The organism is Leptospira mtsangambouensis, from assembly GCF_004770475.1.
GTDB lineage: Bacteria > Spirochaetota > Leptospiria > Leptospirales > Leptospiraceae > Leptospira_A > Leptospira_A mtsangambouensis.
On record NZ_RQHK01000017.1, the window covers coordinates 694,075 to 720,881 of the forward strand.

A 26,807-nucleotide genomic window follows, 5' to 3' on the forward strand; every position below is an offset into this window, starting at 1 on the left:
GCCAACTTTAAGAATTTACCTTTATGGAATGTGAATCATTTTCTAATCTTAATATTTGGTCCATCTGAGAAAGAACAGTAGGTGATTTGGAAACGATAAATAGAGTCCATTCTTTGTTTTTTTGTAAAAGAATTTTGAGTGCAGAATTGAGGAGAGATGGAGGTAATAGATCCAAGTTTCCATCGATTAACAATAGTTTTGGTTTTCCAATCATTGCTCTTGCGAGAGAAATAATCGTTGTTTGTATTGAATCAAAAGGATGACCAAAAGTTAAGAGTGGAGTATGAATTCCATTTGGTAGGATTTGAATTGTTTCCCAAATTCCTAACGTTTCTAAAAGTTCACGAATTTCAATTAAGGATATTTCTTCTCTTCCCACTCGAATGTTTTCCAAAATGCTTCCTTCAAAAATTTCATTTCCTCGGATGAGAAAGGTGAAAGAATGAATCTGTTCTTTAGAAACTTCATGAATGTTTTGGTGATTGTATTCTACGATTCCAGATGTTGGAGTTCTTACCCCACTTATCAAATCTAATAGGATATGTGCATCATAAGGAGTATTAGACGATATACCAATAGATTTACCTGGTGATACTTTTAAATTAAATTGATTAAAAATTTTGTGACCATTCGTAAGGGAATAATGGACTCCAGAGAGTTGCACTTGGATTGGTCCTTCGGGAATTTCAAATTCCACTGTTTTCACTGGAATTGTGGGTAGATTGAAAACCGAATTAATCTTATCCACAGCCGCAATCAAACTGTAAAAACTATCCAATTGTTTTCCAAATTTAGATATATCGCTGAGAACCTTTGCAATCACAAGTTCTGCTGCAACCAATTGACCGATTGTAAGTTGTCTATGGATGACTAAATAACCACCTAATCCTAGTACAATGGCGCTTGCTAAGGCCTGGATTCCGACAAGACCTATGATTTGGCGTATGTAGTTAAAAAAGTATTTTTTCCTTGCATACAAATAATCCCTGATAAACGAATCGGCTCTGTCCAAAGCAAAATTTGAACCAAATGTAGAATGAAAAAGAGCAGAGTGTCTTGATATTTCTTCTAACCAAGCTGCTACTTTATATTTTTCTTTTGAAATTTTGATATAGTTTTCGGCAGCTGGTTTGCCCAATCGATAAGTAACCCAATAACCACCAATGAACAAAATGAGAAAAGAAAATACGATAAAAATAGGATGATAAAACGAAATCAAAATAAAACCAATGACGGTTGTCAAAATAACCGATAAACCATCAACTAACAAGGAATGTATGGATTTTTGAATGGTCATGGTATCAAAAAAACGGTTCACGAGTTCTGGGCTATGGTGTTTATCTAAGGAATCTTGGCGGATTTTTGGAAATTTGACAGCAAACTCTGTAGCTATCCTAACAAACACACGTCTTTGTAAAATTTCCACTACATAGATTTGAATGGTTTGCATGGCACCTGCAAATCCAAGAAAAAAGACAACTAACAATGTTAATATGATGACAGGTTGGAGCAAAACTCCGAAAGCTACTATGTTAACTAATGAAGACGTTGCAACAGGAACGACCAAAGATAAAATTCCAATTCCAATCCCATAAATAAAAACGATCCAAACATCTTGGGATTCCATTCGAATCAAATGGGAAATTTGTTTAAGAGCATTTTTAACTGGAGAATCATCTTTCGACATATCTCTATTTGTTGAAAATGGAAATGTTGGTTCAGCAATTACCCAATCTACATATTCTTTGTTTGATTTGATTCCGATGAGTTTTAGTAGTTCTTTTTCTGAATACCATTCTTCGTCAGAATCAATTTGATTGAGGACTTTGATTCGATAGGAAGATGTTTTATAACGTAAGATTGCATAAAATTCTGGTATGAGGTTTGTTTCATTCGTCACTTGGAACACGAAAGGGGAACCATCGGTAATATAAGGTCTTATGTCTTGTAATGTTTTTTGAACAATGTTTAGGCGAACCTTATACTGGTGTGAAGCGGCGAATAGGAAATCATAAAAATTTTGATTTGTAACTTGTCTGTACTTGCTACGTAAAGACCGGAAACCTTCGATGATTTGGCTTGGAAACGATTGAATATTGAGTGATTCTGAGAAAAAATCCAAAACAGATTTTGCCAAATCTTTCATGGAAGTGAGCCTGACGGAGAGACTTTCTTCTTTTTTTTTGAAGAGTTGGTTCTTGAAGTGAAATACCAACGTGTGTAGAAATTTTAACATGCGAATTGTGATTCGAGTCTTAGACTCCACTTGACAAAACGTTGTTCTACATTTTCTATTTTCCAGTAGAGGTTTCCATGAAAATTTTTAATTCCATTTTGGTACTAATCGCACTCAGCGCCATCTCTCAGTTGGTTGCACAAGAGAATTGTATATATGAATACGACCCGGCCCAAACCTCTTTAGAGTGGACAGCGTTCAAGTTTACTGAGAAAACAGGTGTTAAAGGAAAGTTTGATTCTATCAAAGTCGTTGGGAAACAAAAAGATAAATCAAAGTTTGGTGCTGTAAAATCTATCCAGTTTCAGATTGATTCTTCTTCAGTTAATTCAGGTGTGCCTGACCGTGATGGAAAAATCAAAAAATTCTTTTTTGGATCTGTGAAAGGAAATAAAAAAATTTCGGGTACGTTCTCTGATATTTCAGAAGGTGAAACTGGTTCCGCGAAACTGAATCTGAGATTCGGAAATGCTAAAACAACAGTACCAGTTTCTTTTGTATGGAAAGGGGAAGTGGTTGAGGTAATCGGAACAGTAGATGTTGTTGGTCTTGGTCTTCAATCTGGGCTTAGTAAATTAAATGCCGAGTGTAATGACTTACATAAAGGATCCGATGGTGTGAGTAAACTTTGGCCAACTGTAGATGTTAAAGTTGTCTCAACCGTAAAGAAAATTTGTAAATAATGTAAGATTCCGGATGAGTTGAAACCAAACAATTGAACTTTACCCACTATGAATTGAATTCATTCGATTGGTAGTGGGTCCTTGGTCGGAAATTTTTTTTATTGTCTGCTATGAATCGAATAAAAGTTATTTTTGATCGTTTCAATTTTCAGAATTGATTTTAGAAGCGAGTTTCTCTATGAGTCAAGAAATCGAAATATATAATCAATCACAGTCCCCGACAGATAAAGAGATTTGTAATCTTCTTTATGGAGAAATTAATCTACATCTCCCAAAAGCTCTGAAAAAAATATGGCATGCTCATCCCGTTTGGTTTTTAGATGGGAATCCTATTGTTGGTTATAGCAAATTAAAAACTTGTATTCGCCTTCTTTTCTGGAGTGGCCAAAGTTTTGAAGTGGATGGACTCACGCCGGAAGGAAGTTTTATGGCCGCCGAAGTCCGTTATACAGATGTTAGTCAAATCAAGAAAAAAGACCTGAAACTTTGGCTCAGCCAGGCAAAAAAGATCCAATGGGACTATAAAAATATTGTAAAACGAAAAGGTGTGTTGGAGCGTTTGAAGTAATTACCAATAACAGGCGCATATATACGCATTACGTATATAAGAATGTGAATGAAAAGTAAAATTGATATATAAAAGTCTAAACCCCCTACTGCGAATATGCGCTATTCGTATATAAGCATTCTATTGGAAGATTCAAAGATCGATTAAGTCTGCGGCTATATGTAATTCGGATATAAACATTTAATTGAAAGAGTGAATATGGATAATATAGAAATTAAAAAACTGTCCTCTAATGAATTAAATCATTTTATTGAACTCATTCGAGTCTTTGAAGATGTCTTTGAAATGAAAAACTTTCAAATGCCGAACGAAGATTATTTGCAATCCTTGTTGGCACGTGATGATTTTTTTGTTTTTGTTTCAATCTTTCAGAGTCAAGTGATTGGTGGTTTGACTGCTTATACACTTCGCCAATATTATTCTGAAAAACCTTTAGTTTATATTTTTGACTTAGCTGTCCTTACCAAATACCAACGCCAAGGAATTGGCAAATCACTTATCCAAGGAATCAACTCCTACTGTAAAAAAATGGGAGCCGAAGAAGTATTTGTCCAAGCAGATTTGGTGGATGATTATGCTCTAGATTTTTATAGAGCAACGGGCGGATTACCAGAGGAAGTGGTGCATTTTACCTATCCGTTGAGTTAAGTTGAATTATAGTTAAATTTATGTTTAATCACTATAATAAGAATAAAATTGTTATTCCTAATGATGAAGAGAAATTTCTTGAAACTAATTTTATAGCATTTTGGTTAGGTATTTTATTGATTCAAAGCATATGCTTTGCATGTTATTTGTTAATTTTATTTTTATTTAAGATTTCTTTTTATCTAGAAATTTATTGGGGAATGGGGCTAGTAATATGTATGGTATATTACATTTGGCCATTTTTAATTCCAGCTCAATGGGGTTTAATTAAAGTAATAATTAAACGATTAAGATCCTGATTCGTTTCAATGGGCAAGGGGATAGGTTGAATGAAGGTTTTTGGATTCACGATTTTTGTTTTGACCTCTTCCGTTTCTTTATCGTTATATTTTTGTAGAATCGTTTTTTATTCTTTTATATACTTGTATCCTAACAAACTCTATTTTATAGAAGTTGGTCATATTTTAATGACCATATACATCTCTATAAATATCATACCGACATTTTTGGTCTTCTCCCATAGGTTCAAGCATTTGTTTTCAATTCGTTGGTACATCTGTCTGCAAACATTATGGAATTTGAATCCTTATACCTTGTTTTTAGTGTTCACATGTGGGTTCTATCGTGATTGCGTTTAGGTGGTTAGATGCAACTGGCATTCATTCGATCAATGGAAGTGGAAATAAAGTAGATTATGAAAAATGGATGTTATATTTTTTAGCCATATTAAGAATATATCATTGATGTTTGTAGAGTTTTTAGGACTGACTAGTAGTTGAGATTTAAAATTATTTATTTAGTTTTGTTTTTTATTATGATTCTCTTATGTAAGCCTGAGCCGGTAGTCTATACTGAGACAGATGAGCATAAATATAAACATAATAAATTTCTTTTTGACGGAACTAAACTTCCGATTCCTGGAATCACTACGGAGAGTAATCTACTTGAAATGTTTCCAGAAGGACCTTCTAGAATTGAAACTTTTAAAAGGAAAATCAAAAAAAAGATCTTTGGAAAAAGTTTTCCCATTGGGAAAATATACGAATATTTAAACACTGTGTATGAACTTGAAGAAGAAGGTAATAGAAAGAGTTACTTAAGAAAGGAAAAAATCGTGTTAGTTGTTTTTTTGGACGATGGTATTGTCCAGGATTACATCATTGATCACCTCGTTCGATCCGATAATGGAGAACAGGTAATTGGCAAATTTCACCATATGCAGTCTGGCCATTGGGAAAATGACATATGGCCAGGTAGCCGAGAAGATGCCGAGTGCTATTGGTTACAAAGATCTGATCGTGAAAATTACGTTCGCTCTGACGAATTTAAATGTGATCGATGGTACGAGCCTAATTCTCATTAATATTATAGTAAGGAAGATAATGTTAGTCAATTTAGACGCTGAATGCAGACAGAATCGATTTTGAGGATGCTACCTAATTATACAGTCAATCGTTTTAATTTGCGAGTTATGTATCTGTAGTTCCGATAAATCAAAGAAGTATACGTGAAATTCGAATATCCTATACAATCAAAAAAGATATGTATTTGTATTTCGTTTAACCGCCTAATACGGGAATGGATAATATATGACATTTTCTCTCTCACGGTTTACGTAAGATTGGAGATGGCAAGGAGCTATTTGCTATTCGGATAGCGTACAGGCGGTGGCTAATTGCAAGTCGGATAATTCACAATGTGGGGGCTAAACGCATTGCATATATTCGCCCGCAGTTTTTTATAATTGAACATGTTTGAAAAAAATGAACCGAAAGTCAGGTAGAGGAAATCTCATATCCTTTTGGAGGAATTATATTTCTTGCGAAAATCTTAATAAGGCCAAAACTAATTAATGAAAACGTTGCATAATAGTAACAAATCATTCTGCCGCTCCACTCAGTGACGAGATAAGTTGTATTTGCTATTACCTTATCTGCATTGCCTAGAAAAGTAATTTACTTTTGAAAGTAATACATAAACATAATGAAAAAAATTTAGGAATTGACTTTTGAATGATAAAAAAATTTCTAGATGCGTATTTTGATCGCATTGGATATAGGGGTTCACGTGTTCCCTCACTGGATTTGCTTAACAATATTACTTTGGCACACGTTCGTAATATCCCTTTCGAAAACTTGGATATTTTGTTAGGAAAAAATATTGATATTAGTTTGGATGCAGTTTTTGAGAAATTAATAATTCAGAAACGCGGCGGTTATTGTTTTGAACAAAATGGACTTCTTTTGAGTGTTCTGAGCAAATTAGGATTTGAAGTAACTCCTATTAGTGCTAGAGTTCGTTTAGATAAACCTAGGGATTTTATTCCTCCTCGAACTCATGTTTTTCTAAGAGTCGAGCTATCCGGAAATACATGGTTCACTGATGTTGGAGTTGGTGGAGTATCATTAACATCAGCAATACAATTAATTAAAGATACTGAACAGAAAACCAAACACGAAACAAGAAGAATTGTATATGAAAATAATAAATATTTCCATCAAATTCTATTTCCAAATGGCTGGGTCGATGTATGTGAATTTACATTAGAGGAAATGCCTGAAATTGATCGTGTACTAGCAAATTGGTACACCAGTAATCACCCAAAATCACATTTTAAAGATCGTTTGATAGTGGCACAAGCTGGAGAGGACGGAAAAAGACACACACTCGTCAATAGAGAATTATCTGAAAGGGATAAGTATGGTTTAGCCAATAAATCGATTATCAAATCACCTAAAGAATTAATAAAAATTCTTAAAGAAAAATTTAATCTTACATTTCCTTTAGATACAGAATTTCAGACGACTGGTTTGCAATGGGAAAATGTTTGTAGTGATTAATCACAATACATAAAAAAACATCTGAAATATAGTGTCTAATTTTTAGAATCTTACATCCGCGCCAGCGATAGTAGCGGAAATCCTTTCCATGAAGTAAATTATTTTTATCTAGAAACAGATCGGAAAGATTGGAGCGAATAGCGCGGTCGTTATTGCATTCGGTATCAATCAACTAACGGATTCGAGGCGCCCACTCATCGTGGATAATTGTTTTTATTAAAGTACTGAAGTCGTCATGTATGGGTATGGATGACACAAACTCGCGAGTCAGAGCAGGAATCCTTTTATGGAAGTGGAATCCCTTCTTTTTTCAATAACTTTAAAAACTCCGGTTCTGATACCAAAGTCACACCGAGTTCAGTTGCTTTTTCGAGTTTCGAACCAGCACCGGGGCCATAAAGTAGATGAGTGGTTTTGGAAGAGACGCCAGAAACTTTTTTACCACCATGTTTGGTGATGAGGTCCATTGCGATATCTCTAGGTTGGAAGTTTTCGAAACTTCCTGTAACACACCAACTTTGACCAACAAACGGTTGTATGTCGCTTTTTTCTGTTTCGTCTGCTTGGAATTTAAGGCCGAGTTTGATAAGAGTGTTAACGAGTTTTAGTGTTTCTTTGTCTTTTAGATGGGCAAGTAAGGCAACAACTGTTCTTGGTCCGATGCCGTGAATGGAGGTTAATTCTTCTTCGGCATTTTTGGATTTGGAAAGAGTAACAAGTTTTTCCCAAGAGTCAAATCCATGTTCAATGAGAATTTCTGTGACTTTGGGTCCTACTTCATTCAGTCCAATCGAAGGTAAAGTGAAACGAAAATCTTTTTCTTTCGATTTTTCGATCGCATCAAAAATGATTTTGACTGATTTTTCTCCGAAACCATCTAACTCTAATATGGTGTCTTTGTATTTGTTTAATGTGTATAAATCTGGAATGTCTTTGACCCAACCTTTTTCAAAGAAAATTTGAATTTGTCTTTCGCCGAGTCCTTCGATGTTCATTTGTTTTTTGGAACAAAAGAATATGAGTTGGTTTAGTTTACGTTCTGGACAATTGCGGTTGGTGCAGAAAAAATCAACGGAGTCGTCTACTTTTGTTAGTTTGGTTTTACAAGCAGGACATTCTTTGGGTAATACAAAAACAGATTTTGGAGGAACTGTTACTTTCTCAACAGCGGGTATGATTTCTCCGCGTTTGGAAATTAATACTTTTGCTCCAATCCCTGCACCGAGTTGGTCAATATAGTCTTGGTTGTGTAAGGTGGCGTAAGTGACTGTGGTTCCGGCAAGAGAAATAGGTGTCACCTTTGCCCTCGGTGTGATTTTACCAGTTCGTCCAATCGCAAAGTCAATCTCTTCAATTGTGGTTTCTTTGAGTAAGGCATCAAATTTAAAAGCCCGAGCCCAACGAGGTGATTGGCTTGTTTCTCCTAAACTTTCGCGAAGGTTTAGGTCATCCAGTTTGATCACAAGTCCATCCACAGGGAATTGCATTTTGTCTTTTTTCTTGCGAAAGGATTCAATTTCTTTGAGAAGGTTTTTTCCTTGGATGATGGAGGAGTCGGGAGCTAGAGGGAACTTTTCCTTTTTTAGTAAGGCAACAATATCTTTATGTTTGTTAGTTCCTTTTCTTGAAGAAGAAAAATATACATCGTAAACAAAAATTCTTAATGGGCGTTTGGCGACTTCAAGTGGATCTTTTTGTTTGATAGAACCCGCAGCCAAGTTCCTTGGATTGGCAAACTTACCACCATATTCTTCGTTGAATTCTTCGAAATCAGCGAAGGTCATAAAGATTTCTCCTCGTACCGATAGGTTCAAGGGTTCAGAAAGTGTTTGTGGAATGGATTCTATGGTTTTGACGTTTTCAGTGACAATGTCTCCGATCCCGCCAGATCCCCTTGTCACACAATGTGCGAGTTTTCCGTTTTCATAGTATAACAAGATGGAGGCGCCATCAATTTTCCATTCGAGGGAATAAAACTCATCGATTCCAGTTTTTACTAACCATTCAGAGAGTTCTGTCTCATTGTATGTGTTTTCTAAAGATAAAACGGGAACTTTGTGTTTGAATTTGCTAAATTGCGGAGAAAGGTCTGATCCAACTTGTAAAGTAGGGGAAGATTCTACCACCAAATTCGGGTTAGCTTTTTCTAATGATTGTAGTTCTTTGACTAAAAGATCAAACTCTTTGTCTGAAATTTTAGGTGTGTTCTTTTTATAGTAGAGATCGTTATGTTTTTGGATCTCTTTGCGAAGTTCTGCAATTTGTTTGGCAGGATTTTCTTTCTTAGGCAATCAGTAAACTCCGGCTTGCATGTATTGCTCTGGATCTGTTTTTCCTTCTTCGGAAATAAATATTTCGTAATGTAAATGGGGTCCGGTCACATTCCCTGTTGCACCCACTTCGGCAATTTGTTCGCCAGCTTTGACTTCTTGTCCTGTTCTGACATAAATTCTTGAGCAGTGTCCATATAACGTGCTAAAGCCGAAGTCATGTTGGATGATGACATGGTGTCCATATCCTACGTTGGAATATGTAACTCTTACAACTCGTCCTGGTGCTGAAGCATAAATAGGAGTGCCTGTTGCATTTGCCATGTCCAAACCATCATGATATTCCCAATAACCAGTTGTAGGTGACTTTCTCATTCCAAAAGGAGATGTTAAGTTGTAAGAATACATGGGATTAAAGAGAGGAGACCTGGATAAAATGTCAGAACGTTGGTATAAAAATTGGTAGTTTGCTTCCACCAAACGTTGGTAATTGTCCATTCGGTGTTTTAATTGGCGGAGTTCATAAATTTCGCTTAAGTACTTACGACCCACATCCAGTTGTTTGTCTTCTTTTTCCTCTTTTTGGAGAGATTCGACAGCTGCGGTTTCGATGAAATCTTCAGCGGGAATTTTTAAAAGTTCATCATCTTGTCCATCTATGAGAGTAAAGAGCTCCAACATACTTTCATTTAGTCTCGAATACTCTTCTTTCATTTCTTCCAATTGATTGGCATGAGTGATGTATGTATCAAAATAAGTTCCGTAAATTTTGGAGAGTTGTTTGATTTGGCTTTGGGTCGTACTCGAACCAACAATCCCAAAGATAGCAAGACTGAGTAGACCTACCGTTAAGGCCAAAAAAAATAGAATGGTAAAATGCGAAATTTGGAAGTGGAAAGAACTATCATATCCATGAGGAATGACAAGAATGGTCATCCGTTGGTGACCTTTTTCTTTCACCTTATCAATCTGTTTCTTGATTTTCGGATTGTCCTGTGAAAAAACAGACGTAATTTCTTTAATTTTTTTCTTCATGACGAACCGTTTGGCCTACATAAATAAGACGCTCCGATTCCTCTCAAGGGTCAAGTGGAAATCCCTATTTCTTGGAATGATTCTTGTTTTTGGATTCTTGAGTTTTGTCGCATTGGCAACCAATCTCAGGTTTTGGTACGTATACCAAACTTCGGTTCATTCTGATTTGCCAATGGAAATCCCTGAAGCAGAAGTGGCGATAGTTCCCGGTGCCGCTGTTTATGGAAAAACTCCCTCTCCGATTCTGATGGATCGTTTGGCTTGCGGTTTGGATTTGTATAACACTGGCCGCGTGAAAAAAATCTTACTTTCTGGAGACAACGGTAAATCGGATTATAACGAACTTCGGCCTATGTTAGAATTTATGTTGAACCACAAAGTAAAACCAGAGGATATTTTTGTGGATCATGCTGGTTTTCGAACACTTGATACTCTCATTCGTGCGAAAGAAGTTTTTCTTGTGAAAAAAGCCATCTTCGTCAGCCAATCTTTCTTTTTGCCAAGAGCCATTTATTTAGGAAAAGAGTTAGAACTTGAGTTATACGGTTTTGAATGCAATTTAAGAACTTATAAAAAAGAAACCTATTATTCGTTTAGAGAGTTTTCTGCAAGGGTTCTTGCATGGTGGGACATCCAATGGGACACTCCACCAAAATATTTAGGTAAACCCTATCCTATAGAAGGAAGTGGTGTTTCTACCTGGAAAGGTTCGATTCCAATTTCTTCACCTAAATGAAGTTAACTGATTCAAAATTTAAATCGAAAGTTTTTTCTTTTTTTACCGTTTTGCTTTCGTTTTTTATTTTTAAGTGGTTACCGGGGAAGTTGTTTTATTCTTCTTTTGAAGCCAAGGTTTTTAATTCAGGATTTTATCCTTTGAGTTTAAACCCGATTAGTTCGGCAACTCCTTGGGATCAATTTTTGACTCCTTGGTTTCTTTGGGCCACTGGCCTTGTGGTGATGCCGCAGGATATTGTTTCCATATTGGATTTTATTAATATTCTTTCTGGTGTATTCATTGTTGGTTTTGTTTCTTTTCGATACCATTGGACTTTTGGATTTGGTTTGGCCATACTCATTGCCTCTAGCCCACTGTATTTAATCTTTAAAACTTGGATTGGATTTTCAGATCCTATTACTTTTTTACTAATTTGTATTTATATCATTACACTCATAAGCGAAATTTCTTCAAAATGGAAACGGGGAATTTTAACTTTCATTTTGTTTTTAGGATTTTCAAATCATTGTTTTCAGTTTATCGTTTTGATTTGGATCGTTAATTTCGTTTTGTTTTTGGATGATCGTTCTAGATGGAAAATTATTTCTGTCTCCTTTGTTTTGTCAGGTTTTTTATATGTTTTTTTGCTAGTGTATATTTTTTCCAATACGGAGATTAGTTGGAACCAAACTCGGGTTTCTGTTTTTTCCAATATGATTGGAAAAGAATTCATTCGTATGAATGTTTCAGAACCAATTTTGGGAACACTGGGATTATTTCATGGATTATGGCCGCTTATTTTATACTTAATGTATAAAAGACCAATTTCAATTTTCACATTTATCATTTGTTATATCATTTCTATGTTAACATATGATACAAATCGTGTGTTTGCAATTCTTTCGACTCCTGTTTTGATTTTGTATTCCGTAGAGTTTTGGAAGGTTTCTAAGTTTTGGGAACGGTATTTATGGATCAGTTTGGCTGTAATTTCTCCAGTGGTCGCAACTTTATATCCTCTGTTTTATAAATGGGATGGTCGGATTATTTATTTACATTAGAATATCTCGTGCTAATCTTTAGGATATGAGAATAAGAGTTATCTTGTTTGTGGGTATTTTTTCCTTTTCAACAATCTTTGCTCAATCGATTCCCTTGCTCCAACAAAACGACAAACCGCGGGCCACTAAAGAATCTCTTAAAAAAAGAAGGAACCTATTGGAATGGCATCAAATTGCGGGATTAACAACTCTAGCGCTTTGGTTAGCTACCAACTTAGAAGGTGACAAAGCTTCTGAAACTTTATATAGAAAGTCTGACCAATATGCTCAAACCCTTTTACTAGCAAATCCACAGTACGCTTCAAATGACCCGATGTATTTGGTTGCGATGAGTCCCTTAAATCGACATAGCATCGCTGCCGATTATTTTCTACTTAAGGACCCAACCAATAATGCGGGTTTGTATTTGGCATTAAAGGCAAATGAGGAATGGGAAACTAAACACTCAGCTGCCATGCATAAAAATTTAGCAATGGCGACTTTTAGTATGTACGCAATTACGGCGAGCCTAGCTTTTTTTTCGCCGTCTAAAATCGAGTCAGAGTCTGAGAATGAAGATGATGGACCAAGAATATATAGTCCTATTTTAGCCCACAAAGCAATGATTCCTATTCATTTGGCTTCGATGCTATTGTTACCTGGGTTAGGTGCGCGAATTGAAAAAGAGGGTCCTAGAGCTGCTCATCAAATGGAACAAGTGGGTTGGACAGGATTTGGGGCAATGTCGATCGCACTACTCGTTATTACTTTTTAAATTTAAGGATAGGTTCGATTTTATGAAAAAAATAATTGTTACTTTGTTAGTTTTGTTTTTAAAGACAAATGTTTTTGCAGCGGAAGTCGCAAAGAAGAATATTGAGTTCTTTGTGGAACATACTACAAAGAACGTAACCGGTATTTGTAACGAAATTCAGATGGATACTCCAAACATCCAAGTTTCGGGAAATCATTACATTTTAAAATCTCCTTTTGAAATCAGAATTCCCCTTTTGAAAATTACTTCTGGAGATACAAATAGAGACTCTCATATTCAGGAAATTTTGGGATATCCAGATGCAACAAACATTCTAGTAAAAATCGAATCGGTCCAGCCTGGAAAAGATCAAATCTATACAATCAAAGGCAAATTAACCATTAATGGAAATAATAAAGATTTTTCCTCTGATGCAATTGTAAAACAGGAAAATAACACATCCATTCAGATTGATGGATCTGTTATGGTTAAGTTTTCGGAATTCGAATTAGAAAATCCATCTCTTCTTTTTATGAAAGCTAAAGATGAGATACGTGTGAAATATTATTTTCAGATTCATTTGAAATAGGTAAAAGATTTTATTTTAATCAATTCGTCTAAAGAAAGTTAGTGTTAATTTCCGATCAATTCTACCAAACGATTGTATTTTAAGATAATTCGTTTGGTCATCTCTTCCCCTTTTTTATTGATATCGGGATGATATTTTTTTAAAAGTTCTTTGAATTTCTTTTTAACGTCGGTAATACCCGCACCCGGTTCTAAATCAAAAAAAGCAAGTAAGTCTTTGACTTCATCAGAAACTGTTTTTACGATTTTCTTTTTTTTCTTTTTGGTTTCTCGAAATCTACCATATAACTCGTAATAGGTTCTATCTCTAAATTCACGAGTGATGTCACGGAAGTTGAGAATCTTTGTAGGGATCAGGCTTTTTAAATATTCATATAAAAATTCTTCTGCTCCATACTCTGGATGAATTTCGAATTTTTCTAAAAATTGATGGATGGAACGCCTCACAAAAAAATCAATTTCGAATTTATCCATGAGATAAGAATCAACGGCATCATCATAATCAACGGTGGCAGCTGTCAGAAGTAATAATAGTTCTCTGTCTAATTTATGATTGGCGATTGTTTTTTGGACGAGGGTTTTATAGGATTCGCGAAGTTCATATAACGGACGTTCACTAAAAAAAATTCCACCTCTCAGAAACTCTTCTGCGACTTCGTCCAATTCCAAACTCCAGGCGAGAAAATCAATGAGGAGGTCTCCATCCACTTCATGGAATCCTCCGGAAAGTGTCATTTGCGGTTTTGCCGATTTGAATTGATAAACTTTGCGAAGGCAATCTTCCTTTCTGATTTCTAAAAGTTCAGAAAGTCGGTCGTACGACAAAAACCACAACATGGACTCAGAAATGTTCTGGAGTTCGAAGATCACATCGTGCAGAATTTGTTTGGATTTTTTCGCTTCTACTCTTTGGACCATACAGAATCGACTCTAGAACCAATTTCAAACCGGGGCGACTTTTTTGCTAGTGAATCCTATTCCTTTTTTTGAACTGGAAGAATGAGCCACCATATTTCAGAACATCCTTCCTTACAACCGTTCGATATTTCCGAATACAAGGGAGTTCGAGGTAAAAACTTTTACGACATCGATCCCGCCTTACAACGAGTGGTTCACCGTTATTCTGAATCTTTTGCACCGGATCATAAAAAAGCAATGGAAGAACATATCCGAAAGTATGGGGAACTCGTCGGTGGGATTTTGGATGAACTCACAGAAGAGTGCCACAAAGAAGGAAAGTATGGTGAGGTTGTTAAATTTGATCGAACGGGAAAACGAATCGATTTTATCAAATATTCGGAAGAACAAAAATTAGCACGAAAGATTTCTTATGATCACGGTGTGGTGAATTTAGATTTTCATCCTGAGTGGAAATATGATTTCACACATATTCATCGTTATGCGCTCACTTATTTAATGAATATGAATGGAGAAGGTGGTGTTGCCTGTCCTTTGGCCATGACCGATGGAATCATCCTTGCTCTCAAAAAAATTGGAACAGAAGAACAAAAGAAAAAATACCTCCCTCTGGTTGCTGGAAAAGGAAGTTCTTCTCATTTTATGGCCGGACAATATGTAACGGAAAGAGTGGGTGGGAGTAATGTTTCTGCCAATCGAACCATTGCAAAAAAACTTCCGAACGGCAAATGGGAGTTAACTGGTGAAAAATGGTTTTGTTCGAACCCTGGTGATCTTTGGGTCACAACGGCAAAGATGGAGGGAACGAATACCGTTGGTATGTTCCTTGTTCCTAGGATCAAAGAAAATGGGGAACTCAATGGACACCATATTTTGCGTAAAAAAGATATCATTGGATCTCGTGGAAAACTCACTGTAGAAATTATTTATGACAAGGTAGAAGCCGAAGAGTTTGGTCGTCCAGGTCATGGACTTGTGAATCTCATTCGTTACATCATCAAAACCTCTCGATTGCATGTGGGTCTTGGTTCCAGTGGGAATGCAAGAAGGTCTGTGATGGAAGCTTCTGAGTATGCAAAGTTTAGAACCGCTTACGGTAAAAAGATTTTAGAATTTCCTTCTTTTACAAAAACCTTAGCAGAAATGCAAATTTTACAAACAGGAAATTGTTTTGTGAACTTTCGTTCCGCGAATCTATCTGAAAAAGATCATGATGCGGCTGAGATTACAGTTCCGCTTATGAAATATAAATCATCTTCCCAAGCAAGTTATATCACTCAAAAAGCAATCCTTACTTTGGGTGGAAACGGAATCATTGGTGACTTTTCTCCTCTCCCTCGTCTACACAATGATTCCATCATCAATGAAACTTGGGAAGGAACCCATCTCATTATTACCGATCATTGTTTGCATGCTTTGCAAAAACCAAAGGTTTATACAGCTTTCCAATCTTTGTTGGATGAACTAACAAAGTCTGCTTTGAACCATCAGGAATTAAAAAATGCATTTGAAGTATTCCAAACCAAACGAAAGGAATTGGAACACTGTATTAAAAATGAATCCAAAGATTGGAAGGATATGAATCGGGTTTATATTGCCGATGTAACCTATCAAGTTTTCCTGCTAGCTGAGTTTTTAGAACAAGCAGCTTATGACATTGCAAACAAATTACCTACTAAGTATTTATATTTTGCCAATGGGTATGCCGAGATGGTGCGGGATGGACTCGAAGCACCAAGACAAAAGGAAGGAGTTTTCTTTGATTCGAAAGCAATTGAGACCTTTCTTTCTTTTTAATTAATATGGAAAATTTTTTACTTTTGGGAATTTGTTTTGGGTTGGGGTTATTTTTTCGAAGATTACCTCAGTTTCCGGAAACCACTCCTAAGGTGTTAAATGGGTTTATTCTTTTCATTTCGTTGCCCTCTCTTGTTTTGTATCATGTCCATGAATTAAAAGTAGATACGACTTCACTTTTGCCTTCGTCTATGCCTTGGGTAGTTTTTGGGATCGCACTTGTATTCTTCCTTGGATTGTACAAACTAAAGTTTTTAAAATTTCATACTGCCGTCTGTTTGGTGTTAACTGCAGGTCTTGGGAACACTTCCTTCGTTGGATTTCCCTTACTTGAAACTTACTTAGGAAAAACTTCCCTTGGTTATGGAATTTTGGCAGACCAACTAGGAACCTTTATGGTTTTAAGTTTTCCAGGAATCATTTTGGCGTCCATTGCTATGGATGGGAAATGGGACTTTTCCACTCTTGTAAAACGAGTGCTGGGATTTGCTCCCATCTACGCTCTGTTTGTTGCCATTGTCACAAGGCAATTTCCGTATCCAGAAGCATTCAAACTAGTCCTACTTCGTTTGGGAGACACTCTCACTCCGCTCGCTTTGGTTTCTGTTGGGTATATGTTGGACATGAGAACCATCGCAGGTCATGGAAAGGTTTTGGCTTTGGGCCTAGGGTTTAAACTCGTCCTCGCACCAATCTTTGTGTATTGGATGTATTCTCCGTTAAAAGAAGATTCCTTACTTTTCCAAACCATTGTTTTGGAATCGGCAATGGCTCCTATGGTCACTTCCACAGTCATCACAATTGAAAAAAACATTTCTCCCCATTTAGCAAGCCTTATGTTGGGAATTGGAATTCCTATTTCCTTTGGCACCACATACGTTCTCAACTTTTTGTTGAAAGGAAACTATATTTGAACCTAAAATTTTTACTCTTACTGATACTTGCAATGGTCTCTTGGGGGATTTCTTGGCCCATTGGAAAAATGATCGCAGGGACTGTTCCTGTTTCAGTCTTAGTTTTCTGGCGATTTTTAGCCACTTTTCTTTCCGTGATTCCACTGCTTCTTGTGATGCGGATTCCTTTTTTACTCAAAACGGGAAAGGATTATTGGAATGTTCTCCTCGGTGGAATCATATATACTTTCTACAATCAATTCTTCTTTATGGGTTTAAAGAATGGGCTACCGGGAGCTGGGGGTGTCCTTGTCACAACCCTCAATCCCATCGTTACATTTTTTATAGTAGTGCTTATACAAAAAAAACGAATTTCCAAACGCCAAGTGATAGGATTGTTTTTTGGATTTATCGGTGGTCTTGTGATTTTACAAGTATGGAAGATCAGTATCGATTATTTATTGTTATCTGGTAACTTATTCTTTTTGTTATGTTCTTTTGTTTGGGCAATTCTTTCTCTCAATAGCCAAAAGACAGGTAAGTCGATGTCGCCCGTAACATATAGTTTTTATGTATATGCTGTGGGTTCTATCATTGAATTTCTATTTTGTTTTAATGATCCAAGTTTTTGGAAAGTTTGGGATATGGGTTTTTCCTTCTGGGCTTCCATCTTTTACTTAACAGTGATCTCGACTACCTTTGGAACCACTGTTTATTTTTATGCTGCCACAAGGCTTGGATCTGAAATTGCGAGTAGTTTCATCTTCATTGTCCCACTCTCTGCCTATTTGAGTAGTTTTTTGATTTTGAATGAAGTGGTACAAATTCCTGTGATCATTGGCGGATGTTTGGCAATCCTTGCTGTGTATTTAATCAATTCGAAACAGAAGAGAAAGGAACCAAATCTTTGAAGAACATTAGATCTTGGAAAAAAAGATTCAAAATTTGGTTATATAACTTTTATCCACCGTATGTGGGAGCAGGAATCCGAATCAAAGAAATTGCTCCCGATTTTTCCTATTTTCGTTCGGAAATGAAGTTACGGTTCTATAATAAGAATTATGTGGGAGTTCATTTTGGTGGATCTTTGTATTCCATGTGTGATCCATTTTTTATGTTAATTCTTTTAGAAAGATTGGGTTCTGATTATATTGTTTGGGACAAAGCTGGTAATATGATTTTTGTCAAACCGGGAATGGGGAAGGTGATTGCCGAATTTCGAATCCCAGAAACAGAGATCCAAAGGATCAAAGACGAAATCGAAGTGAAGAAAAAAGGGGATTATCTTTTTACAACGGATGTCAAAAACGAGGATGGTGAAGTGATCGCAAAGCTGGAAAAAACAGTGTATATCCGCAAACGGGGAAAACTCCCCATTCAGAACGGATAAAGATAAGAAAAAAACTTTCTTACCTTTATTCTTTGTTTATTAAGAACTGATTAGTATTTTTTATCTTCGTCTTCAGGAATCATATTCGCATAATACAAAAGTAATGCATCATTTTTGGAATGCACCACTCGATTTGATTCTTCGATCATTTTCCGTTTTTCTAGAATCTTTTTTCCTTTTTCCCAAACTTCTTCAGGATCTTTGATGAGATAGTTTCCATCATGACAGGAAATAAAATCTTCAACTAACATCGTACTCTGCGAAACTTCGACGGAAAAATCATTCTCAGCTAAAATTTTAGCAACAATCTGATTTGGCAAAATTTTATGATATTGTTTCCAACCTTTGGTGATGCGATAACTGAGTTCCAAAGTTGGATCTTCCGTGTGCGCATATTCCGAGATAGGAATTGGATCACAAAACTCTACGTATACATTGGAACGTTTTGCAAGAAAACCTGCCATTCCTAACTCTTCTGGCATATTGCAGAACTGGTTATCTTCTGGAACGGTTTCGTAAGATACAGAAATGGGAACAATCACAATCTCTGTTCCTGAACTTCGGAATGCATTCACGGCAGTTGTGAGTAGGCCCGTTTTGACTGGAACAATTCCTCCGGTTCTCGAACGAGTACCTTCTGGATAAACAAGGGAAGGAATCCCTTGTTCTAACATTACTTGTGAATACAAAGTTAGACATTCCAAATACAAACTGTTGCGTGTTCTTTCACGATCGACCGCATAGGCACCAAGTGATTTTAACATCCATTCCCAAAATGGATTCGACATTAAATTGATTCCGGCCGCATAACGAGGAACAGGAAGTCCCAAATGAAATAAAGAATAGGCAACTTCTACAGAATCTAAGTGAGATCTATGGGTGGGAGCATACAATAAATTGTATTTAGAAGATAATGCCTTCACCACTTCTGTTTTTCCGCCCACATGAGGGATCATCGATCCTTTGAGAAACCCACCAGAAAATAGTCGAATGGGAGCTACAAATCGAAGGACAGATTCTCTGACGGTAGGGCTATAGTTGTCGGCAATTTCTGTGACATAGAAACGAACCAACTCTTTTACAAGTGCATTCTCTTCATCTTTTTGGCAATTTTGGAACCGTTGCCAAATTTCAAGTTCAGATGCAAACTTAACTTCATCCAACTTTTGTTTTTTACGAGTGGCTTTGGTGAGTCTTTTCTGAGTGGATTCAATCACAGCTGAGGATTGTTTTTTCACTCGAGTGACTGTTCCTGGAACATTGCTGATATGTTTGATGATCCGATCCACAAGCAAATTTTGAAAATCAATTCCTGATGTTAAATTGAGTCCTACTTTCTTTTGAACCACCAGTGGGATGTTTTTTGATTCTGTTTTTTTACCACAAATCAAATCAATTAAGGCATCTGGTGGTTGTTTTCTGGTAAGGACATCAAACAAAGTTCTGTGTAAGGTAAAAGGAAGACGGATTTCATTGGCAAGTTCGATCAGAATACTGAGAGCGTAAGTTCCTTCTACGTTATCATGCCACTTGGTGGACTCTCTTTCGATAAAGGATCGCGGTGCAAAAAAAATCTCAATTCGATCTTTGATACTTAATTTTTCTCCGCCTGACAAAAGTTCGCCGACAATTTTTTGACCAAATCCTCTATTTCTACTTTTGTTGCTTGTGGCAGTAGTGATAAAGTCGGCAAGTCCCGATCTTCCCATCACGGTATCTGGTCTTGCACCATAACGCATGGCAAGGTCTCTCACTTCTTGAAAACCTACAGATAAAATTTCTCCAAGTAAGTTTGCACCATAACGAGGAAGTAGAGAAACAATTCCACTAGCGATGGCCATTGGATTTTTTGCCACACCTACAATTTCCATTCCCACAACATCGTCGGTGACAGATGTATTGATAAAATTAGAAGAAAGAACTTCAGAAAGAAACTCAGAAGTTTCTTTTTCATAAGATCCAATGTTAAAAAAACTAAATTTCTCATCTAAAATTTCCCCGAGTAGGGAAGGACCGTTGACTACCGCAACCGATGAGTTAGAAAAAATTCTTTCTTTTAAATAATTTTGTAAGTATTGCGAGTAAGTGATGAATCCAGTTTTTTTTCTGTTTTTAGAATCCAAAATTCCTTTTGTTAAAAAAGAAAAAACATAACTGTTGGTAGGTTCTAAAACATCCAAAAGAGCATGGACACTGTCCAAAAATGATCGGGAAGGAACGGCCACATGAAAAACCCAATCATCTCGCCCAAAAGAATCCAAACTGGAAACAATGTCAATATGATCAGGGAGATCTATAGTTTTTCCCATAATTTCTGTTTGGCGGCGTTTCTTAAGAACCTCTACCAATTCTTTGTCGGGAATCCAGAGAGTGATGGGATCGAATTTCTGTGCTAGTACGGAAGCGATGATAATACCCATTGGGCCACTTCCCAGAACTGCTTGTTTTAAGTCGTTATAGGCTATTTGCATAAAAAATTAACAATACGAATCGTGGGGAAATCTCACTTTATTTGTTTGCTTGAAACGATTCGAGTCTATCGAAAAAGTATCAGGAGAGTGTAAATCGTCAAGTCACAATGATTCGAGCTGGTATTGTATTTTCAAGTCTTGCCGTCATCCCGGCCCTATTTGGATGGTATCAAATTTGGCTCGGTCTCTCTGGCCCCCAAGAGATTAATTTGGCCATTGCTCTCGTTGTATCCTTTCTTTGGGTGACAGAACTTTTTCCACTCTATGTTACGGGTTTTTTAGTTCTATTTTTAGAATTAGTTTGGTTACTTCCCACATGGGGTCCAGGGGCACCAAAAACGATTACTTTCCTATCTTGTTATTTTTCAGAGACCATTTTACTCTTCTTAGGTGGATTTGTGATTTCTTCGGCCATCACATCTTACGGTTTGGATTCTGCCATTGCAAGATTTGTGATCCAAAAAACAAAAGGTTCTGCATTTTTACTCGTTCTCTCCTTAGGTTTTGCCACTGCTTCTTTATCTTGCTTTATGAACAATACCGCGACAGCGGCCATGATGCTTGGACTTGTTTCTTCTATGATGAAATCATTGGATGAAAACAATCCTTTACGAAAATCTCTCCTTTTCATTGTTCCTTTTTCCGCAAACTTGGGAGGGATTGGAACACCTGTGGGAACACTTCCGAATGTAATTGGAATTGGGTATTTACAGGAAAGAGGATTGGAAATTGGATTTTTGAACTGGATGGGATTTGCTTTTCCTGTATTCATTCTTTCTGTATTGGCCTTAACAATTCTTTTGTACATTGTGTACCTAAAAAAAGACAATTTGGGAAGTTCTGTTTTTTCCATTCAAGTTTCCGATCCAGATCACTCCCTTTCCAAACGAGATCGATCCATTGCTTTGGGAATCATTTCGATTACCATTTTGGGTTGGGTTACTTCTGACTGGCACGGAATTTCTAACGGAACAGTGGCCTTATTTCCTGTGATTATCTTTTTTGGATTTCGACTTTTGGATTTAAAAGAATTCCGTAACCTTTCTTGGGACGTTTTAATTTTGATGGGAGGTGGAATTGCTCTTGGGAAAGCATTCGAAGAAACAGGCCTCGCAAAACATTTTGTCGAATTGTTTATGTTAGGTGACTCAAATCAGTTGGGGTTATTCTTGATTTTTTCTCTCCTTTCCCTTGGTCTTTCTTGTTTTTTAAGTAACACCAGTGTTGCCAATCTCATCCTACCCATTACGATGGGATTACCCACAGACCTCATTTTGCCAGCGGCCATTGGTGCTACCATCGGAGCTTCTCTTGCCATGCCACTTCCAGTTTCGACTCCTCCCAATGCCCTGGCTTTTAGTTATGGTGGAATCAGAAGTTTAGAGATGTTAAAGGTGGGGGGAATCATATCTGTGATAGCCTGGACCTTATTTGTCACAGTTGGTGGGTTTATTTTACATTCACTTGGGATTGTCGATTTTTCTAAGTTTTAAAAAAAAGACTTTTCCTCTCCCCAACTTCCATTACTCTACTTTCGAATTATGCGAAAGTTTAGGTTCCAGATTCTAATTTCTCTTTTTGTCACATTTTTTCTAACCTCTTGCTACAATTATATGAGCGAAGACGTTCCCATCATCGTTAGGCCAGATTTCAAACAACAAATTGCGATCCTTACCATCAAAGTTTCTACCCCTGAAAACGATAAAACCAAACGAGAAATTACGTCTATATATACTAAGTATTTGATGGAAACTGGATACTTTGGACGTGTTATATCTGACGGCGTTAGGGCAAACCATCATATTGATTTGTACACTAGTGAAGTGAATGAATATGAACATTTTTGGGTTTCATCTATCTCCACCTTGTTTATGTTAGGTACTGTTGGGCTTTTACCTTCCATTTATTCAAAGGAAAGAGTTCTTCATGCAGATTTTTATCTAAATGATAAACTCATAGGTCGTGAGAAATACCGACAAAAACATTCTACGTTGTTTGGAATTCCTTTTGTATTTATATGGGAAACTGGAATCAAAGAAGCGAAAACAATTCATTTTAGCAAAGAAAAGAATCTGATCCATAATGTGGTGCAAGATTATAATCGTTACTTATAGGAGATTTTATGAACTTTATTACAAACTCAAACCTTCCAACAACGCGCATTAAAACCTTAACCATTTTGGTGATACTCAGCACATTTGTTTTTGTTTGCAAAACTCCAGAAGTCAAAAAAGCTCCAGTTGTTGAAGTGAAAAAGCCAGAACCAGTGGAAAAAGTTGTAGAAGCGCAAGATCCCAATTTAGCTTTTTTAGAGAGTATCGAAGATGGTAGAGAATTGCCAGATTCGGACAAATGGAAAGTAGAACAGTATGATGTTTTTACAGAAGACACTTTTCCTTCCTATGCACCTGCAAATGCTAATATCGATTTTGCGAAAATCGATTATCCATTGTTAAATGCTGCTATCTTTTATGTAAGTTCTAAAGAAAGGAAATCTCTGGGCTTACGTCCTTTTAAATATTCGGAAAAATGTGAACAAGCTGCTTTTGGACACGCGCAAGATATGGTTACCTATGATTTTTATTCTCATACAAGCACAGTAAACGGAAAGGAAACTCTTCGCGATCGTTTGGATTTGGTGGGAATTACAGATACTTATTCTGCTGAAAACATTATCAACGCATTTGGAATCCAATACCAAGGGGGAAGAGCGGTGTTTACTCCAGCTCAAAATGGAGGTCCATTCTTTAGTTATACAAAAGCTGGATCACCAATTCCCAACCATACGTATTTGAGTTTGGCAAAAGCAGTGGTTGAAATTTGGTTTAACTCGCCTGGACATAGAAAAAACATCCTTAATCCAGAATTTACTTATATGGGTGCGGGAACTTCCTTTTACAAAGACAAAAAGTTCTATGATATAGATAAGGTAAAGGCTGTCCAAGTGTTTACGGCAAAACCTTAGAATACACTTTATTCATTTATATTAAAAACTTAACTTACAAAAAAAAGACATCCAATAGATTACAGAAAATGAACCTACAATTCCGTGGGTTCAAAATAAGGAAGAAGTCTTTTTGGATCTAAGCGAAATTGATTTTTTGGCCAAACTCCTGGCCCAACAATTTGAATCTAAAATTTCGCTGATTGTCTCTTTTGACAAAAATGAGATTCATATCAACACAAGTTTTGGAGTTTCACCAGACCAATCACGCGACTTAATTACCTTTTCTTCCGAAATTTTGAGATCTTCAAAAGACATTCTTGTGATTGAAGATTACCAACAAAAACAAAATCCAATTCCGCTTCGCAACTTAGAGTTCAACTTAGTTTTTTTTGTTGGGATTCCCTTATTTCATGAAGATGGGTATCTATTTGGTTTTATTTCCCTATTTGATGATCGTGTAAAACAAATAGATACCAAACAAATTGAGTTTTTTCGAGAAGTATCCAAAAGAGTGGAAAAAATACTCAAAGAAAAAATTGAATCAGAATCTTTACAATCAAATGAATTAATATTGTTCGGACATAGTTCAGATGAAAGTCCAATATCATTGTTTGGAACAGAACAAGCGATTAATGAAGTTAAAAAAATAGAAAAAGCACTTCGTGTGAGTGAGGATGCATTTCGAGAAAATTTTGACAACGCAGCCATTGGAATGGCGTTACTTGATGAAACAGGAAGATGGCTGAAAGTGAATAAGAGGGTTTGTGATATCTTGGGATATTCTGAGTTAGAATTTATGAACCTTACATTTCAAGACATCACTCATCCCGAAGATTTAAACGCAGATTTAAAATATCTAGAAGAACTCATCGCTGACAAAAGAAAGTTTTATCAAATGGAGAAACGATACTTTCAGAAAAGTGGTAACATAGTGTATGCTATTTTGGCTGTTTCCATGGTGAAAAATGAAGAAGGAAAAGTTCTTTATTTTATTTCTCAAATCATAGATATCACTGAGCAAAAGTTAGTCGAAAAGGAATTGAAGTTGGCTTTAGCAAAAAATCAAGCCATTTTAGATTCAAGTACCTTGGTTGCAATTATTAGCACTGATACAAAAGGAACAATCACAGAATTTAATCACGGTGCTGAAAAAATGTTGGGTTACACCTCGGAAGAATTAATTGGAAAGTTTACTCCAAAAATTTTTCATATTGAAAGCGAAATCGAAGAAAGAGCCAAACAACTTTCCAAGGAATACAATCGAACCTTTGATGGATTTGAGATACTTACTTATAATGCAAAAATTGGAAAACCAAATACATTAGAATGGACGCATAAAAGAAAAGATGGATCCACATTTACTGTACTTTTATCAATTACCGCTGTAAAACAAAATGAGAGAATATCCGGTTATCTTGGTGTCGCTGTTGATATTTCCGAACTCAAAAAAGCCGAAGCAGAAATTCAATCATTACTCGATATCACAAATGAACAGAACCATCGATTGAAAAATTTTACGAGCATCGTTTCTCATAACTTGCGATCTCATAGTTTTGGAATTAGTGGTATGATGGAGATTCTACAAAATTCCTTTCCTGACTACTTTCAAAATGAAATGATGCAGTTATTATTTGGAGCCACCGAAAATTTAAAACGTACCATAGAAGATCTTACAGCTGTGATCAAGGTAAACTTAGCCCAAGAAAATTATGAGTTTGTCGATATCGGTATCATGGTCCAAAAAAATATCGAAAGTTTGGCCTTACAAATTTTAGAATCAAAGTTAAAAATTGAAATCAATTTTCCGAATCAATTGTTGGTTCGAGGAATTCCTGCTTATTTAGATAGCATTGTGCTAAATTTGATTACCAATGCGATCAAGTACAAATCGAACGATCGAAATAGTTATTTGAAAATATCAAGTTTCATCAAAGAAAAAATGATAGCGATTCAGTTTGAGGACAATGGCCAAGGGATCGATCTAAAGAGACATGGTGATAAATTATTTGGAATGTACAAAACATTCCATGAAAACAAAGAGGCAAGGGGAGTTGGATTATTTATTTCAAAAAATCAAATAGAGACCATGGGAGGAAAAATAGAGGTTGAAAGTACTGTAGGACTTGGTACAAAATTCACTGTATTTTTACCCTATGAATGAAATCAATTTAGCCTGCGTTGTGGAGGATGATCCTGTTCATCTTTTTTTGACAAAACAAGTCATCACACTTTCCGGTATGGTCAAACAGACTGTAGTTTGCCAAAATGGGAAAGATGCATATGACATGCTTGTCTCTCGAATTTCTGGTTCAGAATCTTTGCCTGATTTGATTTTATTAGATTTGAATATGCCGATTTGGGATGGCTGGCAGTTTTTAGATGAAATCTCTGCTCTTTCGCTGGATCAAAAAATAACCATATATATCGTCACAAGTTCTTCAGATGAGGAGGACTTAAGAAGAGCAGAAAAATACAATCTCAGCAATAATTATATCGTTAAACCCATTACCTTAGAGAAACTTAAAGAAATCATTTACGCGATGAACTGATTCTTACTTCGAAGACATTTTGACAATAATATCAAATTCTTTCTTTGTCACAGGTTGGATCGATAACCTTGATCCTTTTTGAGTCACCACCATTTTTTCAAGTCCCTTCATGTTACGAAGTGTATCCAAAGGAATTAACTCTTTAAATTTGGTATGAGGTTTTAAGTGCACTCCGTACCATCTTGGTTCTGTTCCTTTTAATTTTGGATCAAAGTATTTATGGTTTGGATCAAATTGGTAGGGGTCAGGGCTTGCTTCTTTCGCAACTTCTGCGATTCCTACAATCCCTGGTGGATCGAGTCTACTATGATAAAATAAAACTAAGTCACCTAACTTCACTTCATCGCGTAGGTAATTGCGTGCTTGGTAGTTTCTGACACCTTCCCAATACGAGAGTTTTTCTCGTATCAGGTCATCGATAGAAAATACATCTGGTTCTGTTTTAAAGAGCCAATACTTCAT

The 26,807-nt window shown here is 36.3% G+C and carries 24 protein-coding genes; 18 read left to right on the forward strand and 6 right to left on the reverse strand.

What is annotated here, in order from left to right; all coding sequences use genetic code 11:
• Nucleotides 1–7: 7 nt before the first annotated feature.
• A complete protein-coding gene (locus EHR01_RS15785) occupies nt 8–2,236 on the reverse strand; it encodes an ABC transporter transmembrane domain-containing protein (RefSeq protein WP_135696054.1) in 2,229 nt (742 codons plus the stop codon).
• Between the two features lie 77 nt (nt 2,237–2,313).
• On the opposite strand from EHR01_RS15785, the gene EHR01_RS15790 reads away from it, so the two are divergent.
• The 5 genes from EHR01_RS15790 to EHR01_RS15810 all read left to right on the forward strand — a co-directional run bounded on the left by EHR01_RS15790 (nt 2,314) and on the right by EHR01_RS15810 (nt 6,975).
• Nucleotides 2,314–2,919, forward strand: a complete 606-nt coding sequence (locus EHR01_RS15790; RefSeq protein ID WP_135696056.1) for a YceI family protein — start codon at nt 2,314–2,316, stop codon at nt 2,917–2,919.
• A 178-nt stretch (nt 2,920–3,097) separates the two neighbouring features.
• Nucleotides 3,098–3,487 (forward strand): DUF1801 domain-containing protein, encoded by a 390-nt coding sequence (locus EHR01_RS15795; protein ID WP_135696058.1) that lies wholly within the window; start codon nt 3,098–3,100, stop codon nt 3,485–3,487.
• Between the two features lie 198 nt (nt 3,488–3,685).
• Nucleotides 3,686–4,135, forward strand: a complete 450-nt coding sequence (locus EHR01_RS15800; protein WP_135696059.1) for a GNAT family N-acetyltransferase — start codon at nt 3,686–3,688, stop codon at nt 4,133–4,135.
• Between the two features lie 775 nt (nt 4,136–4,910).
• Nucleotides 4,911–5,498: a hypothetical protein gene (locus EHR01_RS15805; RefSeq protein ID WP_135696061.1), complete on the forward strand. Its 588-nt coding sequence runs from the start codon at nt 4,911–4,913 to the stop codon at nt 5,496–5,498.
• 649 nt (nt 5,499–6,147) lie between these two features.
• Nucleotides 6,148–6,975 carry an arylamine N-acetyltransferase family protein gene (locus EHR01_RS15810; RefSeq protein WP_135696063.1) on the forward strand — a complete coding sequence of 276 codons (828 nt, stop codon included), beginning with the start codon at nt 6,148–6,150 and terminating at the stop codon, nt 6,973–6,975.
• Between the two features lie 284 nt (nt 6,976–7,259).
• On the opposite strand, the gene ligA is transcribed toward EHR01_RS15810, so the two are convergent.
• On the reverse strand, nt 7,260–9,266 hold the full coding sequence (gene ligA / locus EHR01_RS15815; RefSeq protein WP_135696065.1) for an NAD-dependent DNA ligase LigA: 2,007 nt from the start codon (nt 9,264–9,266) through the stop codon (nt 7,260–7,262).
• Nucleotides 9,267–10,280 (reverse strand): M23 family metallopeptidase, encoded by a 1,014-nt coding sequence (locus EHR01_RS15820; protein WP_135696067.1) that lies wholly within the window; start codon nt 10,278–10,280, stop codon nt 9,267–9,269.
• A 76-nt stretch (nt 10,281–10,356) separates the two neighbouring features.
• Between EHR01_RS15820 and EHR01_RS15825 the strand changes: the two genes are divergently transcribed.
• From EHR01_RS15825 to EHR01_RS15840, 4 genes are read left to right on the forward strand one after another with little or no spacing between them, the layout of a single operon-like run.
• Nucleotides 10,357–11,016, forward strand: a complete 660-nt coding sequence (locus tag EHR01_RS15825) for a SanA/YdcF family protein (protein ID WP_208721797.1) — start codon at nt 10,357–10,359, stop codon at nt 11,014–11,016.
• Nucleotides 11,013–12,059 (forward strand): hypothetical protein, encoded by a 1,047-nt coding sequence (locus EHR01_RS15830; RefSeq protein ID WP_135696070.1) that lies wholly within the window; start codon nt 11,013–11,015, stop codon nt 12,057–12,059. Before EHR01_RS15825 ends, EHR01_RS15830 begins: the two co-directional genes overlap by 4 nt.
• 25 nt (nt 12,060–12,084) lie before the next feature.
• Nucleotides 12,085–12,813: a hypothetical protein gene (locus EHR01_RS15835; RefSeq protein ID WP_208721798.1), complete on the forward strand. Its 729-nt coding sequence runs from the start codon at nt 12,085–12,087 to the stop codon at nt 12,811–12,813.
• Nucleotides 12,814–12,835: 22 nt separating this feature from the next.
• A complete protein-coding gene (locus EHR01_RS15840) occupies nt 12,836–13,381 on the forward strand; it encodes a YceI family protein (RefSeq protein WP_135696072.1) in 546 nt (181 codons plus the stop codon).
• A 44-nt stretch (nt 13,382–13,425) separates the two neighbouring features.
• On the opposite strand, the gene EHR01_RS15845 is transcribed toward EHR01_RS15840, so the two are convergent.
• Nucleotides 13,426–14,298 (reverse strand): molecular chaperone DnaJ, encoded by an 873-nt coding sequence (locus EHR01_RS15845; protein WP_135696074.1) that lies wholly within the window; start codon nt 14,296–14,298, stop codon nt 13,426–13,428.
• Between the two features lie 81 nt (nt 14,299–14,379).
• Here EHR01_RS15845 and EHR01_RS15850 point away from each other — a divergent pair, with 81 nt between their 5' ends.
• The 4 genes from EHR01_RS15850 to EHR01_RS15865 are packed head-to-tail and all read left to right on the forward strand — an operon-like array spanning nt 14,380 to nt 18,378.
• A complete protein-coding gene (locus EHR01_RS15850; RefSeq protein WP_135696076.1) occupies nt 14,380–16,095 on the forward strand; it encodes an acyl-CoA dehydrogenase family protein in 1,716 nt (571 codons plus the stop codon).
• Between the two features lie 41 nt (nt 16,096–16,136).
• Nucleotides 16,137–17,009, forward strand: a complete 873-nt coding sequence (locus EHR01_RS15855; RefSeq protein WP_244310152.1) for an AEC family transporter — start codon at nt 16,137–16,139, stop codon at nt 17,007–17,009.
• Entirely contained in the window at nt 17,006–17,899 is an 894-nt protein-coding gene (locus tag EHR01_RS15860) for a DMT family transporter (protein ID WP_135696079.1), read from the forward strand. Before EHR01_RS15855 ends, EHR01_RS15860 begins: the two co-directional genes overlap by 4 nt.
• Nucleotides 17,896–18,378 carry a DUF4442 domain-containing protein gene (locus tag EHR01_RS15865; RefSeq protein WP_135696081.1) on the forward strand — a complete coding sequence of 161 codons (483 nt, stop codon included), beginning with the start codon at nt 17,896–17,898 and terminating at the stop codon, nt 18,376–18,378. Before EHR01_RS15860 ends, EHR01_RS15865 begins: the two co-directional genes overlap by 4 nt.
• Before the next feature lie 50 nt (nt 18,379–18,428).
• Here the strand turns inward: EHR01_RS15865 and EHR01_RS15870 are convergent, their stop codons facing one another.
• Nucleotides 18,429–20,849, reverse strand: coding sequence for a 1-acyl-sn-glycerol-3-phosphate acyltransferase (locus EHR01_RS15870; RefSeq protein WP_135696083.1), 2,421 nt, complete (start codon nt 20,847–20,849; stop codon nt 18,429–18,431).
• A 107-nt stretch (nt 20,850–20,956) separates the two neighbouring features.
• On the opposite strand from EHR01_RS15870, the gene EHR01_RS15875 reads away from it, so the two are divergent.
• The 5 genes from EHR01_RS15875 (at nt 20,957) to EHR01_RS15895 (ending at nt 26,345) form a co-directional block, all read left to right on the forward strand.
• Nucleotides 20,957–22,342: an SLC13 family permease gene (locus tag EHR01_RS15875; protein ID WP_135696085.1), complete on the forward strand. Its 1,386-nt coding sequence runs from the start codon at nt 20,957–20,959 to the stop codon at nt 22,340–22,342.
• Nucleotides 22,343–22,462: 120 nt separating this feature from the next.
• The gene (locus EHR01_RS15880) at nt 22,463–22,963 is read left to right on the forward strand and encodes a hypothetical protein (RefSeq protein ID WP_135696087.1); all 501 of its coding nucleotides are present in this window, start codon (nt 22,463–22,465) and stop codon (nt 22,961–22,963) included.
• A gap of 8 nt (nt 22,964–22,971) precedes the next feature.
• A complete protein-coding gene (locus tag EHR01_RS15885) occupies nt 22,972–23,814 on the forward strand; it encodes a CAP domain-containing protein (RefSeq protein ID WP_135696089.1) in 843 nt (280 codons plus the stop codon).
• A gap of 112 nt (nt 23,815–23,926) precedes the next feature.
• Nucleotides 23,927–25,957: a PAS domain S-box protein gene (locus tag EHR01_RS15890; RefSeq protein ID WP_135696091.1), complete on the forward strand. Its 2,031-nt coding sequence runs from the start codon at nt 23,927–23,929 to the stop codon at nt 25,955–25,957.
• Entirely contained in the window at nt 25,950–26,345 is a 396-nt protein-coding gene (locus tag EHR01_RS15895) for a response regulator (protein WP_135696093.1), read from the forward strand. The genes EHR01_RS15890 and EHR01_RS15895 overlap by 8 nt, the downstream gene beginning before the upstream one ends.
• 3 nt (nt 26,346–26,348) lie before the next feature.
• On the opposite strand, the gene EHR01_RS15900 is transcribed toward EHR01_RS15895, so the two are convergent.
• Nucleotides 26,349–26,807 carry an EVE domain-containing protein gene (locus EHR01_RS15900; RefSeq protein WP_135696095.1) on the reverse strand — a complete coding sequence of 153 codons (459 nt, stop codon included), beginning with the start codon at nt 26,805–26,807 and terminating at the stop codon, nt 26,349–26,351.